Annotated in this window: 14 protein-coding genes; 2 read left to right on the top strand and 12 right to left on the bottom strand. The window is 68.9% G+C overall.

Translation table 11 applies throughout. The annotated features are described in order from the left end of the window. Positions 1-10: 10 nt before the first annotated feature. Complete coding sequence (locus tag QO010_RS07045; protein ID WP_307347728.1) at positions 11-859, bottom strand: universal stress protein; 849 nt, start codon at positions 857-859, stop codon at positions 11-13. A 134-nt stretch (positions 860-993) separates the two neighbouring features. Here QO010_RS07045 and QO010_RS07050 point away from each other — a divergent pair, with 134 nt between their 5' ends. Continuing rightward, the gene (locus tag QO010_RS07050; protein WP_307347730.1) at positions 994-1,848 is read left to right on the top strand and encodes a permease; all 855 of its coding nucleotides are present in this window, start codon (positions 994-996) and stop codon (positions 1,846-1,848) included. Here the strand turns inward: QO010_RS07050 and QO010_RS07055 are convergent. From QO010_RS07055 to hflK, 4 genes are all read right to left on the bottom strand, one after another. After that, positions 1,845-2,870: an alpha/beta fold hydrolase gene (locus QO010_RS07055; protein ID WP_307347732.1), complete on the bottom strand. Its 1,026-nt coding sequence runs from the start codon at positions 2,868-2,870 to the stop codon at positions 1,845-1,847. The genes QO010_RS07050 and QO010_RS07055 overlap by 4 nt on opposite strands. Positions 2,871-2,906: 36 nt before the next feature. After that, the gene (locus QO010_RS07060) at positions 2,907-3,440 is read right to left on the bottom strand and encodes a DUF2087 domain-containing protein (protein ID WP_307347735.1); all 534 of its coding nucleotides are present in this window, start codon (positions 3,438-3,440) and stop codon (positions 2,907-2,909) included. Between the two features lie 184 nt (positions 3,441-3,624). Further along, complete coding sequence (hflC, locus tag QO010_RS07065; protein ID WP_307347737.1) at positions 3,625-4,482, bottom strand: protease modulator HflC; 858 nt, start codon at positions 4,480-4,482, stop codon at positions 3,625-3,627. Further along, positions 4,479-5,654 carry an FtsH protease activity modulator HflK gene (hflK, locus tag QO010_RS07070; RefSeq protein ID WP_307347739.1) on the bottom strand — a complete coding sequence of 392 codons (1,176 nt, stop codon included), beginning with the start codon at positions 5,652-5,654 and terminating at the stop codon, positions 4,479-4,481. Before hflK ends, hflC begins: the two co-directional genes overlap by 4 nt. Before the next feature lie 105 nt (positions 5,655-5,759). Here hflK and QO010_RS07075 point away from each other — a divergent pair, with 105 nt between their 5' ends. Next, positions 5,760-6,884 (top strand): Mrp/NBP35 family ATP-binding protein, encoded by a 1,125-nt coding sequence (locus QO010_RS07075; protein ID WP_307347740.1) that lies wholly within the window; start codon positions 5,760-5,762, stop codon positions 6,882-6,884. Here QO010_RS07075 and QO010_RS07080 read toward each other — a convergent pair. The 7 genes from QO010_RS07080 to QO010_RS07110 form a co-directional block, all read right to left on the bottom strand. Next, positions 6,877-8,307 carry an MFS transporter gene (locus tag QO010_RS07080; protein ID WP_307347742.1) on the bottom strand — a complete coding sequence of 477 codons (1,431 nt, stop codon included), beginning with the start codon at positions 8,305-8,307 and terminating at the stop codon, positions 6,877-6,879. The genes QO010_RS07075 and QO010_RS07080 overlap by 8 nt on opposite strands. 77 nt (positions 8,308-8,384) lie before the next feature. Further along, positions 8,385-8,966, bottom strand: coding sequence for a TetR/AcrR family transcriptional regulator (locus QO010_RS07085; protein ID WP_307347743.1), 582 nt, complete (start codon positions 8,964-8,966; stop codon positions 8,385-8,387). After that, positions 8,963-9,946: an aldo/keto reductase gene (locus QO010_RS07090; protein ID WP_307347745.1), complete on the bottom strand. Its 984-nt coding sequence runs from the start codon at positions 9,944-9,946 to the stop codon at positions 8,963-8,965. Before QO010_RS07090 ends, QO010_RS07085 begins: the two co-directional genes overlap by 4 nt. A 128-nt stretch (positions 9,947-10,074) precedes the next feature. Then, a complete protein-coding gene (locus QO010_RS07095) occupies positions 10,075-10,980 on the bottom strand; it encodes an SDR family NAD(P)-dependent oxidoreductase (protein WP_307347747.1) in 906 nt (301 codons plus the stop codon). A gap of 109 nt (positions 10,981-11,089) precedes the next feature. Beyond that, positions 11,090-12,079, bottom strand: coding sequence for an HlyD family secretion protein (locus QO010_RS07100; protein WP_307347749.1), 990 nt, complete (start codon positions 12,077-12,079; stop codon positions 11,090-11,092). A gap of 21 nt (positions 12,080-12,100) precedes the next feature. After that, the gene (locus QO010_RS07105) at positions 12,101-12,862 is read right to left on the bottom strand and encodes an ABC transporter ATP-binding protein (RefSeq protein WP_307347751.1); all 762 of its coding nucleotides are present in this window, start codon (positions 12,860-12,862) and stop codon (positions 12,101-12,103) included. Continuing rightward, the gene (locus QO010_RS07110) at positions 12,859-14,019 is read right to left on the bottom strand and encodes an ABC transporter permease (protein WP_307347753.1); all 1,161 of its coding nucleotides are present in this window, start codon (positions 14,017-14,019) and stop codon (positions 12,859-12,861) included. The genes QO010_RS07105 and QO010_RS07110 overlap by 4 nt, the downstream gene beginning before the upstream one ends. Positions 14,020-14,081 lie beyond the last annotated feature (62 nt).

The following is a 14,081-nucleotide window of genomic DNA, read 5'->3' on the forward strand; positions in this document are numbered from 1 at the left end:
CACCCGCCGGTCAGTGCGACAGCAGGACGGGAACCGGCGGATCGAACAGCATGTGCTCGGTGGCGCCGCCCAGCACGAATTCGCGCAGGCGGGAATGGCCATAGGCGCCCATGACCAGCAGGTCCGGTTTGGCGCTGGCCAGATAGTCGTCCAGCACCGCGCCGATCTTGCGGCCCTTGGCGTCGACTTCCTCGACCTTGGCCGAGACGCCGTGCGCCGCCAGATGCCGGGCCGCCTCGGCGCCCAGGCCGACGCCGGCGGCCGGCTTGTCGTTGAGGATGGTCAGGATGCGAACCTCGCGCGCCCTGGCCAGCACGGGCAGGGCGTCGGCAAGGGCCCTGGCCGCGGCGCGGCTGCCGTCCCAGGCGATCACGACGACACCCAGCTCGGATGTCGCCGATCCGCATTTGCCGGTTCGGAACGCCAGCACCGGCCGGCCCGAGCCGAAGATCGCGGCCTCGGCGATGCTGCGCTGGCCATCCATCGGGGAACCGAAAGGCACGATGGTCAGGTCGTGGGTGCGGGCCTGGACGGCGACTGCGGCGTCCAGGTCATAGAGGTCGCTGCTCGGCAGCCGGGTGTCCTTGAACACGTCGGCCTCGGAGGCGACCGTGGCGAAATGGGCCAGGCTGGTCTGGCAGGCGGCGAGGCTGCGCGCCTCCTCTTCCCGCGCCAGGCCGCTCAGGCCCACCAGCCGGTCGGCGACGGCGTTGCGGCGCAGCGGGATCTGGATCGCGAACGCTTGAGCGGTCACCCGCCCGCCCAGCTTGGCGGCCAGGGCGACAGCCTCATCGATGGCGGCGTTGGGCGTCGGGTCGGGATAGCTGTCGATATGCAGCAGGATGTCGTTCAGGGCCATGGCGCGCGCTCCGATCAGAGACCTCAGAATGGGGCGCCCGTCCGGCCCGCGCCTTGATCGAGGTCATGCCGGCCGGGCCATTGCGCGGGGGGCGGACCCGTGGCCAACTCCAGCCACAGCTTGGGGGCCTGGCCATGATCGTCACAATCCTGCTGGGCGGGCTCGCCGTCCTGGCCCTGGCCTTCGCGGCCGTGCTGATCCGCACCGCCGCCGCCCGTCACGAACTGGTCCCCAAGGCCGAGGCGGTTCTGCTGGGCGCCGTGACCAACTTCTTCGACACCCTGGGCATCGGCTCCTTTGCTCCGACCACCGCCTGGCTGAAGCTGCGCAAGCTGGTCCCGGACAGCTTCATGCCGGCCACCCTCAACGCCGGCCACGCCCTGCCGACGGTGGCCCAGGCGCTGATCTTCATCACCCTGGTCAAGGTCGACCCCATGCTGCTGGCCGGCTGCATCGCCGCCGCCGTGGCCGGGGCCCTGGTCGGGGCGCCCATCGTCACACGCCTGCCGGTGCGGGTGGTGCAGGGGGTTGTGGGCTTGGCGCTGGTGGTGGCGGCCGGGCTCTACGCCATGAAGAACCTGGGCCTGATGCCGGCCGGCGGCGAAGCGCTCAGCCTGCCGCCGATGGAATTCGCCCTGGCCGTGGCGCTGCATTTCGTGCTGGGCGCGCTGATGACGTTCGGCATCGGCCTCTATGCGCCCTCGCTCATCCTGCTCAGCCTGATGGGTCTGAACCCCACCGCCATCTTCCCGATCATGATGGGGGCCTGCGCCTTCCTGATGCCGGTCAGCGGCATGCGCTTCGTCACCGCCGAGCGGATCGACCTCAAGGTGGTGCTGGGCCTGGCCCTGGGCGGCATCCCTGCCGTGCTGCTGGCCGCCTTCGTGATCAAGTCGCTGCCCCTGGAGGTCATCCGCTGGGGCGTGGTCGTGGTGGTGCTCTACGCGGCGGCGCTGCTGCTCAACGACGCCCGCAAGCCGCCCCCTTAAGGCCAGAGCGCCGGAAACTGCGCCGCCAGCCACTTGGCCAGGTGGGCGTTGACCGCCGCCGGCTGTTCCTGGGCCATCCAGTGGCCGGACTTGACCAAGCCCTCGGTGAGGTTGGCGCAGTGCTCGCGCATCGGCTCGGCCAGTCGCGAGTCGGTCGTCTCGCAGATGTAGTCGTAGGCCGCGTGCAGGAAGAGGGCCGGCATGGTCAGCCGCCACTGGTGTCTGGCTCGCTCGGCGTAGGCGATGTTGGCCGCCGGGTTCATGTACCAGCTGTCCGGCCCGAAGAAGCCATTGCGCTCCAGGGCCGCGGTGTAGCGGTCCTCGTCCTCCTGGGTCAGCACGGTCTCGTCGCGCGGCAGCTCGGGGGCCGGGGCGCCCGGGCCGAACCAGCCGCCGATGGCCCGGACCATGGCGGTCAGCACCGGTTGGCCCTTGCCGTCGGGGCTGCCCCTCCGGAACAGCAGCCTGACCGTGTTGCGCACATTGGCCTCGAAGCCGGCCACGGCGGCGGGGAAGTTCTCCTGGTAGAATAGCTGGTAGTCCCACTGCGCCGCCGGAAACCGCGCCTCCGGATAGACCGTCCGGTCGGCCAGCGGGATCAGGTTTTCCGGCGCGAATCCCGCCGGGATGTAGGGCACGCAGAGATTGGCGACCCCATGACAACGGTCAGGATGCTGCTGGGCGAGGCTCCAGACCAGCGGCGCGCCCCAGTCATGACCGACCCAGACAGTCTTTTCGGCGCCGAGGTGGTCGAGCAGCTCGATCATATCGGCCACGATCTCCTGCAGCGCATAGTCCTCGTGCCGGCCGGGCGCGCTGGAGCGGCCATAGCCGCGCATGTCCGGGGCGATGGCCCGGAAGCCCAGGCCGGCGAACACCGGCAGCTGATGACGCCAGCTCCAGGAGAGCTCGGGCCAGCCGTGGACGAAGATCATCAGCGGTCCGTCGGCCGGCCCACAGGCCAGGAAGCCGGTGGTGTGGCGCGGGGTGGTCAGGGTCTCTTCGGTGATCGCGACTGCCATGGCATCCCCTCCCTAGGTCCGGGAAGGGATGTGGGGCTAATGCCGGCTTGAGGCAAGCCGCCGGATGAGCGCCAGGGCGTCGGCGGGCGGCGGCTGTTCGATCCGGCGGTAGTCCCGGCAATCGGCCGTGCGGGTGACCAGCCCATAGTCGACCAGGGCCCGCCGCAGCAGGGCGTGGTCGCCGAAGACATGCAGGGTTTTCAGCACCGCGCTGATCTCGCGCTCGGTGTGGACCGCGCCCGCCTCCAGCCGCGCCCACAGGGCCCAGAGCGCCAGCCGCACGTGGCTATCGCGCGAAGGCCAGCGCAGCAGCCGCCCTTCGCTGTCGAAATGCCGGGCGACCCGCTCGACCAGACCCTGGTCGGCGATCGGCGCGGGCGGTGGTTGCTCCGGCGTTCCTTCCGCGCCGGCGCGGAAGTGCTGGTAGTTCCGGTATCCGGCCGCGCGGGCCAGCATGTTGAGCAGCTGGACATGGCCGGGCCGGCCCTCGGCGGCGCCAAGTTCGCGGCTCATCGATTTGGCGAGCGCCGAAATGTCGTTCACGGCGTAGGGAAACATGACCCTGGACATCGCTTGATCCTCCAAGGCGCCGAAGAGGGTCGATGGTCGCTGGCTTACGACGCGGCGCCAAGGGGAGCGGAGCGAAGTCGTTTCAGATGGCAGGTTTAGCTTCCCTCTCGGGACAGCGACGCCTCGGTGAACTGCCGACCGTCCGGCTGATTAACCCGACGGCCGGCGTCACGCAACCGGGGGCCTAGCCCCCCGGCCCCTGGCTGAAATACTTGAAGAAGGCGCTGTCGGGGGACAGGACCAGGGTGGTGTTGCCGCCCGCCAGGGACTGCTCGTAGGCCTTCATCGAGCGGTAGAAGGCGGCGAAGCCGGGGTCCTGGCCGTAGCTGGCGGCGAAGATGCGGGCTCGGTCGGCGTCGGCCTGGCCCCGGATGGTCTCGGCCTCTTCGGTCGCCTTGCCCAGGATCTGCTGGGCCTGCTGGGCGCCGCCGGCGCGGAAGGCCGCGGCCTCTTGCTGGCGGTTCGACTTCATGCGCTCGAAGACCGCGTCGGCGTTGGACTTGGGCAGGTCGGCGCGCTTGATGCGCACGTCGATGATCTCGATACCCAGCCGGCTGCGCTCGGCCTGGCGCTTGAGATCCTCCTTGGTGATCTGCATCACCTCGGCCCGGCGGCTCGAGATGATCTCCTGCGAGGGCACCCGGCCCAGCGCCTTCTTCAGCGAGGAGGTGACCATCAGGCCCAGGGTCTGCTCGGCGTCGGTGGTGTTGTGCAGCTGCTGGTAGAAGGCCTGCGGATCGACGATGCGGTAGCGGATATAGGCATCCACCACGAGCCGTTCCTGGTTGCCGGCGGTGATCTCGCCGGCGTCGCGTTCGGCCCCGATGTTGCGCTTGTCGAAGCGGACTACGTTTTCCAGGAAGGGGACCTTGAGCTTGAGGCCCGGCCCGTCGCCGCCCGGTCCGTTGACGATGCGCGCCGGATCGCCCAGCCGCACGACCACGGCCTGTTCGGTCTGGTCGATGACGAAGAGACTGTTGGCCAGCAGGACGACGAACAGCAGGCCGCCGACGGCCCAGCCGGTCAGGGTGTTGCGGTTCATTGGGCGGCTCCCGGGGCTTGAGCGACGGGGGCTCTGGGCCGGAAGACGTCGGGCGGCAGGATGATTGGGGCGCTGGCGCCCTTGCTGTCGACGATGACCTTGGTCGAGCCGGCCAGCACCTTCTGCATGGTCTCGATATAGAGCCGCTGGCGGGTGACGCCGGGGGCCAGCTTGTACTGAGCGTAGACCGAGTTGAAGCGGGCCGCCTCGCCCTGGGCTTCCTGCACGACCTGGGCCTGATAGCCCTTGGCGTCCTGGACGATCTTGGCGGCCTGGCCCTGGGCCTGGTTGGCCATTTTCTGGGCGTCCTGCTTGGCGCTGGCCACCTCGACGAAGGCGTCGGCCACGGCCTTGGGCGGGCCTGATTCCTTGATCTGAACGGCCACGATGGTCACCCCGGCGCCGTAGCTGTCCAGGATGCGCTGCATCAGGGCGGCGGTCTGGTCCTCGACCTGGCCACGGCCGGTGCTGATGATCGGGCTGAGGGGGGTGCGGCCGACGACCTCGCGCATGGCGCTCTCGGCGACCGTGGTCAGCAGTTGGGCCTGGTTGTCGATGTTGAACACGAACCTGCCGGCGTCCTTGACCCGCCACTGCACCGTGAAGCTCAGGTCGACGATGTTCTCGTCGCCGGTCAGCATCAGGGTCGAGTTGTCGGAGGGTTGGACGCTGTCGTCGGCCGAGATCGTGCCGATCGCCGTCGTGCGCAGGGTGGTGAAGTCGATCTGTTTTACCGACTGCAGCGGCCAGGGCAGGTGGTAGTGCAGGCCTGGGCCTGTGTCACCTGTGTAGGCCCCGAAGGTCATCAGCACCGCCTTATAGGTCGGCTGAACGATGTAGATGCCCGAGAACACCCACAGCGCCACCACCGCGCCCGCCACGATGTAGATCGTGCGCTGGTCGATGCCGGCGCCGCCCTCGCCGCCCAGGGGATTGCCGCCACCACCGCCGGTCAGGCGGCGGAAGGTCTGATTTAAGCGGCGCAGCAGTTCGTCCAGGTCTGGCGGCGGGTTGCCGGACGGCGGAGGCAGTCGGCGCGGCGGGGGGCCGCGCTCCGGTTCACGGTCCGGCGAGGGCCGGTCGCCCGAGGCTTTGTCAGGCTTCTTGCCGGGCTCTTTGTCGGGCGGCGGAGCGCCCCAGGGGCCGGGGTTGGCGTTGTCGTTCCAGGGCATGCGACTTGCGCGTCTTTCCGTCGTTGTGCGGGCGGGCCTTGCAAGCCGGCGCGGTCAGCCGGATATGAGACCCCTAAGCCCCCAACGCAAGCTGAACCGGAATTCATGGGCCACTCCACATCGACCGACATGGACGCCGCGCTGGCGGTTCTGGATGGTATCCGCGATCCATCCAGCGGCAAGGGGCTGGCGGCGGCTGGGCTGGTTCAGGGCCTGGTGATCCGCGATGGCCGGGCTGGCTTCATGCTCGAAGTCCCCGCCGCCGTCGCCCAGCTCTACGCGCCTGTGCGCGATGCCGCCGAGAAGGCTCTGGCCGGATTGCCAGGAATCGAGCGGGCCCAGGTGGTGCTGACCACCGCCTCGGGCGGCGCCCCAGCCTCCAAGCCGGCCCCAAAGCAATCGGGAACCGGACGGCTGAACGAGGACCCGCAAGGCCGGGTCGGTCCCTCCGAAACCGCCGTCCGCCCCGCCAACGTCAAGCATGTCATCGCGGTTGCCAGCGGCAAGGGCGGGGTGGGCAAGTCCACGGTCTCGGTCAACCTGGCCTGCGCCCTGGCCCGGATGGGCCTGGCGGTGGGCCTGGCCGACGCCGACATCTTCGGCCCCTCGGCCCCGCGCATGCTGGGCGTCTCGGGCCAGCCGGCCTTCGCCGACGGCAAGCTGATCCCGTTCAAGGCCCATGGGGTGGAGGTGATGTCGATCGGCTTCATCGCCGAGGGCGACTCCCCGATGATCTTCCGAGGACCCAGAGCCTCGGGCGCGGTGCGCCAGATGACCGCCGGCGTGGCATGGGGCCAAACGGGTCCGCTGGACGTACTGATCATCGACCTGCCGCCCGGAACAGGCGACATCCACCTGACCGTCATCCAGAGCGTCAAGCTGGACGGTGTGGTCATCGTCTCGACCCCGCAGGAGGTGGCCCTGATCGACGCCCGTCGGGCCGTGGCGATGTTCGGCAAGACCGGCACGCCGGTCCTGGGCGTCGTCGAGAACATGGCCTTCTTCCCCGACCCGGTCACGGGCGCGCCGATCCACATCTTCGGCGAGGGCGGGGCCAAGGCCGAGGCCGCCAAGCTGGGCGTGCCCCTGCTGGCCCAGGTGCCGATCGACATCCCCCTGCGCCAGGGCGGCGACGAGGGCCGGCCGCTGACGGCGGGGGACAATGACAGTCCGGCCGCCGTGGCCTTCCGTCAGGCCGCCGCGACGCTGCGGGACGCGGTCCTCAGGTAACCAGCGGTTCGCCGCTCATCGCCGCCAGGGCGGTCTTCTCGGCCTCCAGGGCGGCCTGGGCGTCGCGTTCATCCAGGGCGGCGCGGATTTCGGCGTGTTTTTCGCCGGTCAGTTTGTAGCCCAGCATGACCACCCCGCCCAGGGCCACCATGACCACCGGCAGGATGGTGTAGATCAGCACCAGGCCGTGCAGGGCTTCAGGCGTGTTGACGGCGCCGGGCGCGGGGTTGAAGCCGAACAGGTGCTGCAGCAGCGGATAGGTGATCATCACCGTGCTGGCCGTGCCGATCTTGGCCGTGCTGGTGATCAGGGCATAGATCAGGCCGATCTGGTCCTTGCCGGTTTCCAGCCGCACCTCGTCGCCGACATCGGCCACCATCGAGCGAACCATGAAGGCGAAGGCCGAGGCGATGCCGCCGGCCAGGAACATGCCGATCGCCATCGGGCCGACGCTGTGGTGCGGGATGGTCACCACCAGGGTCTGGGCGATGGCATAGAGCCCGGCCGCGGCGATCAGGGTCTTGTGCTTGCCCAGCCGCCGCGACACCAGCGCCCAGAGCGGGGCGCAGAGCAGGCTGCCGATCAGATAGATCAGCAGCAGGACATTGGCCTCGGTCAGCGTGTAGCCGCGGGCCTGGCGGAAGAAGAACAGGAAGAGGGGCGAGGTGAAGCCCGGCCCCAGGGTCAGGCAGATGTCCACCAGCAACAGGCGGGCCATGCTGGGCCGCAGGATCAGCGCCGGGAAATCCTTCAGCTCGACCCGGGTGCTGCCCTTGGGCCGGGGCACGATGGGCTCGCGCACGCCCAGGGCGGTGATCGCGGCGCAGATCGGGATCGAGATGACGACGATCCAGCCCATCAGCTGCACGACGCCGATGTCGCCGGTGCCGCCGGCTTTTCCGGCCAGGATGGAGGGCAGGGTCAGCACGATCACCGCCCCGCTTGCCCCGGCCACCTGGGCCCAGGCGAAGACCTGGCTGCGCAGATGGTAGGTGGGCGCCAGGACCGCGCCCCAGGCCACGGTCGACAGCACATAGAGCGAATAGCCGACATAGAGGACGGCCAGCCAGGCGAAGAGATAGGCCTGGCCCACCCCAGGCGGCGCCATGAACAGCATCCAGACGCCCAGCATCAGGATCGGCGCCCCGACCACCAGCCAGAACCGGTAGCGGCCGATCCTGGTGGTGGTGCGGTCCATGACCATGCCCATCACCGGGTCGAAACCGATGTCCAGGACCTTGACCAGGAAGAACACTGCCCCGACCGCGGTCAGCGAGATGCCCATCAGGCCGGCATAGTAGTTGGGCAGATAGACCAGCAGCGGCGTGGTCAGGGTGCCGACGGGCAGGGCCGACACAGCGAAGGCGGCGATGGTGGCGGCCGACAGCTTGCGGCCGGCGCCGCTGGGCGGGGCGGTGGTCAAGGGCGTGTCTCCCGAAGCGCTCTTGGCTGGCGCGTGGGGAACATGAGATCGTTAGAAAGCCCGGTATGCAACCCCTCTCAGGTTGAACTTCGCAAACCCGCGTCGATCAGGTCGATGACCCGCGCCAGTTGGGCGGAACGATCGGTCGCGCCGTCGGCCAGGACCAGGGCCGGGTGGCTGAACGGACTGATCGCCGTGAAGACGTCCAGGGCGCTGTGCTCGGTGACGCCGGGCCACAGCCCCGCCGCCTTGCCATCGGCCAGGATGGCGGTGAGCTGGGCGTGCAGATGGGCCAGGTGGCCGGCCACCGAGGGGCGGGCCATCTCGGCGGCCTTGTCGAAGGCGGCGAACATCTCCGGATCGACGCTGACCTTTTCGCGCTTCTGGCGGTGCAGAGTCAGGGCCCAGCGCTTCAGCCGGTCCGGCGCCGGGCCGGGCTCGGCGGCGATGGCGGCCAGCGGGCCTTCCAGCCGGCCCAGCCACCGGGCCACCAGTTCGCCGAACAGCTCGGTCTTGGAGCCGAAATAGCGGTAGACGTTGGCGTGGCTCATCCCCAGCGCCCGCGCCACGTCCACCACGGCCAGCTTGTCGGGGCCGTGGCGGCGCAGCAGCGCCTCGGCCGCATCCAGGATGCGGCCTCTGGGGTCGTCCGTGGTCATGCTTCGAGATGGGCCATCTGCGGGGCAGGATAGCGGTCGCCCTGCACGGCGCCAGGCGGAATCGCCGCCTCGATGGCCGCCAGGTCCTCGGCCGTCAGGTCGAGGGCCAGGGCGCCCAGCGTTTCCTGCAGCTGGCTACGCTTGCGGGCCCCGATCAGCGGCACGATATCCTCGCCCCGGGCCAGGACCCAGGCCACGGCCAGTTGCACGACGCTGGCGCCCTTGCTGGCGGCCACCTGGGCGAAGGCGTCGATCAGCTTCTGGTTGGCCGCCAGGTTGTCGCCGCTGAAACGGGGCATGAACCCGCGGAAATCCCCGACCTGGCCGCCGCCCGGCTTGGAGCCCGAGATCAGGCCGCGCGAGAGGATGCCATAGGCGGTGATCGAGACGCCCAGTTCGCGGGCGGCCGGCAGCAGCTCGCGCTCCAGGTCCCGGCTCATCACCGAATATTCGAACTGCACATCGCGCACGGGATGGACCGCATGGGCCCGCCGCAGGGTCGCGGCGCTGATTTCCGAGAGGCCCAGATGCCGGACCCAGCCGGCCTTGATGCAGTCGGCGACAGCCCCGACGGTATCCTCGATGGGCACGTTGGGGTCCAGCCGGGCAGGGCGATAGAGGTCGATATGGTCGACCCCCAGCCGCTGCAGGGTGTAGGCGAGGGCGGTTTTCACGGCCTCGGGCCGGGCGTCGTAGCCGATCCATTGGCCGTCGGGCGACCGCTGGGCCCCGAACTTGACCGAGATGAAGGCCTTGTCGCGCTTGCCGCCCTTCAGCGCCTCGCCGATCAGCATCTCGTTGTGGCCCATGCCGTAGAAGTCGCCGGTGTCCAGCAGGGTCACCCCCGCTTCCAGGGCCTCATGGATGGTGGCGAGGGACTCGGCGCGGTCGGCCGGGCCGTACATGCCCGACATCCCCATGCAGCCCAGGCCCACGCGGGAAACCGTGGGGCCGTCTTTTCCGAGTTGGATCGTCTTCATTCTGCAATCTCCCATGCTTGCTGTGATTGGCATGTGGGTATCAAATTACAGATTTCAATATTTGTAATTCATCAGTGCGAAAAAAGTGGGCATGACCGCGCCACACCCACTGATTTCGTCCTGGACGATCAGCCGCCCGACATCTTCCGGAAGAACTTCTGGCCCTGCTCGCCGCCGGCGAAATAGGCCTTCTGGCCGGTCTCGTCGGTGATCTTGGCCCAGTTGTCGCGGACCTCCTCGGCCGACAGACCGTCTTCGCCCAGGTAGACGCCCTCGGTCTCGACGATCCGGGCCAGGGCGAAGGCGCCCGCGCCGGCGGTCAGGATGCAGCCCGTGGGGGCCTCTTCCGAGCACAGATAGACGACGCCCGGGGTGACATATTCCGGCTTCAGCTTCTCCAGCACCGCCGGCGGCATCAGGCCCTCGGTCATCCGGGTGGCGGCGACCGGGCTGACGGCGTTGATGTGGACGTTGTTCTTCTGGCCCTCGAGCTTGATGGTGTTCATGAAGCCGATGATGCCCAGCTTGGCGGCGCCATAGTTGGACTGGCCGAAGTTGCCGTAGAGGCCCGACGACGACGTCGTGCAGACGATACGGCCATAGTTCTGCTCGCGCATGATCTCCCAGACCGCCTTGGTCGGCTTGACCGTGCCCAGCAGGTGGACGCCCAGCACGAACTCGAAGTCGGGCAGGTCCATCTTGGAAAACGACTTGTCGCGCAGCACCCCGGCGTTGGCGATCAGGATGTCGATGCGGCCCCACTGGTCCATGGTGTCCTTGACCATGCGGGCGACGCCGGCGTCGTCGGTGACGCTGGAGCCGTTGGCGATGGCCTCGCCGCCCAGGGCCTTGATCTCCTCGACCACCGCGTGGGAGGCCTCCGAGCCGCCGCCCGAGCCGTCCATGCTGCCGCCCAGGTCGTTGACCACGACCTTGGCCCCGCGCCGGGCCAGCTCCAGGGCGTGCTGACGGCCGAGGCCCCCGCCCGCGCCCGTGACGATGGCCACCTTGCCGTCGAAGCGGATGTCCGACATGAGTTCGCTCTCCCTGGAACGTTTTTGAATTCGGGCCGCGTTGTGCGGTGCGGGAGAGGGGGCGTCAAGCGTGACGCTACGGCCCATTTTTAGAGCTGTTCGTGCAGGGCTACTTCTTCTTCACCGCGACCTTCGGCGGATCGCGCTTCTCCCCAGCCTTGAACCCCGGCTTCATGAACTTCACCAGCACCCGCTGGCCGATCAGGAACGGGGCGTCATTGGCGCTGACCACGACCTCGACGACGCGCTCGTCGGAGCGCTGGGTCGGGTCGTCCGAGGCCAGCTTGCGGGCGCCGAACACGGCGGCGCGGCGCAGGACCGTGCCGACATAGGCCTTGGTCGGGTCGGACTCCGGCTGGATCTCGACCTGCTGGCCGATACTGACATTGGGCAGGTCGGATTCGACGATTTCGGCGCGGACGATGCGGGCGGTGTCCGGCTCCAGGTCGAACATGTTGGAGACGTTCAGGGTCGAGGCGCCGGCGCCGGGGTTGGCGTAGCGGCGGGCGATGCGGCCGTTGGCCGGTGAGCGGATGATGGTCAGTTCCAGCGCGTACTGGGCCTCGGCCAGCTGGGCCTGGAGGGTCTGGACGGCGGCGCGCTGGGCGGCGATCTGGGCTTCCCAGTCATGGATCTGGTCGCCCTGCTGGTCCAGGCGCTGGCGGGCGACGAAGTTGCGGGCCGACAGATCCTCCAGCCGCTTGTACTCGCGGCGGGCGGCGGTCAGCTTGACCTGCATGACCTGGATCTGGGCCTGGCTCTGGGCGACCGCGGCCCGGGCGGCGGCGACGGCCAGGCGGGGATCGTCATCCTCCTGACGGGCCAGGATCTGGCCCTTGGTGACCACGTCGCCTTCCTGGACATAGACCTCGCGGACCACGCCGCCGCGGCGGGCGGCGACCTGGATGATGCCGCCCTCGACATCGGCCTTGCCGTTGCCGATGGCCGCATAGGGGCTGGGCCCCACCTGGGCCGCAGCGGCCTCAAGCTGCTTCTTCTTGGCCTTGGCCTGGCTCTTCACGAAGTAGCCGCCGCCGACCACCAGGGCGACGATCACGACAATGATCCAGAACCAACGGCTGCGCAGGAACCCGGGCATGGGGCGTTTCGATCCTCTAACTCAATGGCTCAGCGGCGCGGGGTTGGCGTCGGGCGTGCGCCGAACGTCGTCCAGGATGCGGCCGTCTTCGATGTGGATGACCCGGTCGGCATAGGCCTCCAGGCGCGGGTCGTGGGTCACGCAGATCACCGCCGCGCCGCGCTCGGTGGCGGCCCGGCGCAACAGGCGGATAACCACCTGGCCGTTCTCGCCGTCGAGCGCGCTGGTCGGCTCGTCGGCAAAGATCAGGTTGGGGTTCTTGGCCAGCGCCCGGGCGATGGCCACGCGCTGCTTCTCGCCGCCGGACATCTCCGAGGGCTTCTGGTTCATCTTGGGCGTCAGGCCGACCTCTTCCAGGGCCTGGAGGGCCCGCTGGTGGGCCTCGCCCTTGGGGACGCCCTGATAGTGCAGGGCGGTCATCACCTGCTGCTTGGCGTTCAGCGCCGGGAACAGGTTGAAGCCCTGGAAGATGAAGCCGCAATGGTCCAGCCGGAAGCGGTCGATGCGGGTGGGCGACAGCTTCCACAGGTCCGCGGCTTCCAGGGCCCTGACCTGGCCCTCCTCGGGCTTGAGCAGCCCCGAGAGCGCCGCCACCAGGGTCGACTTGCCCGAACCCGACGGCCCCATGACCATGGTCACGTCGCCGTGGCGGGCGTCGAAATCGACGCCTTTCAGCACCTCGACGAAGGTGCGGCCGGTCTTGAAGCGCTTGACCAGGCCATGGGCCTGGATGGCGATCTCGCCCCGCTTCTCGGAATGGTCGGTGCGCGGCTTGCGGCTCATCGCAGCAGGTCCGCCGGCTGGCTGTTCTTGAGAACGCCCAGGCTCAGAAAGCCCGAGGCCAGGGCGATGAGCAGCAGCAGAATGACCACGCCCACCACCATGAACGGCGGAAAGGCCATGGTCATCGAGAAGACCCCCGCCAGCCACGCCACGCCCCAGGTCAACAGGCCCGCCAGGGCGATGCCGACGACGCCGACCCAGAAGCTCAGCTCCATGACGATCTGGCGCAGGTCGCTCATCGAGACGCCAAGGGCCCGCAGCGAGGCGAACTCCTTGATGTTGGCCATGATCGCCCCGCGCAGGGTCTGCCAGGTGATCACCACGCCGATGAAGATGCCGATCACCGCGGAAAAGCCCAGCAGGATGACGATGAAGGCCTCCTTGAACATCGACGCCTGGTTGGCGGCGGCCAGTTGCTGGCGGGTCCAGGCCTTGAACTTGCCGCCCGAGGCCTTGTTGAGCTGGGCCGCGACGATCTCGGCGCGGGAAGGATCGGCCAGCTTGACCATCAGAGGCCCAACCCGCTCGCCGGTGTCGGCCTCGCCCAGCATGCGCAGGGTGTCGCGCGACATGACCAGCACCGGCTGCATCACGTTCGGATAGCCCGTGGTGGTCGCCGCGATGGTGATGGTCTTGCCGTTGTAGACGGCCTTGTCGCCGACCTTGACGCCCAGCCGCGCCAGGGCGGTCTGGTCCACCGCCACCGCATAGGGCTGGCGCAGGGTCTCGATCAGGGCGTCGCTGTAGTCGGTCGGCACGGTCACATAGCCCTGGATCGGGTCGATCACCGTGACGCTGACGAATTCCATCTTGCGCGCCTTGGGCGGGCCGCCGCTGTTGTCGGGCGGGGTGATGTTCTGGAAGCGGCCGCCGGAGCCGTCCAGCGGGGCGACCTGGATCACCTCGGGATGGCGGTAGACCACGCCCATCAGGCGGCGGGGCAGGCCCGAGGGGCCACCGTTGAACAGGGCCGTGGCGCCGGGGCCCAGCACCATGACATCGGCCCGGGCCCGGTCGATCTGGGCGGTGAACGACTTGCCGATGCCCATGAACATGCCGACCTGGGCCAGGACCAGCAGGCCCGCGACACCCAAAGCGACGATGGCGGCCATGTAGCGGCGCCACTCGTAAAGCAAGGTAGAAAGCGCGAGCGACATACGCTCTACAACCCCTCCGGCGAACAGGGTCCTCCGTATGGACGCTAGGATCACCTGCGTCC

This window comes from Caulobacter ginsengisoli, assembly GCF_030814835.1.
GTDB classification, from domain to species: Bacteria; Pseudomonadota; Alphaproteobacteria; order Caulobacterales; family Caulobacteraceae; genus Caulobacter; species Caulobacter ginsengisoli.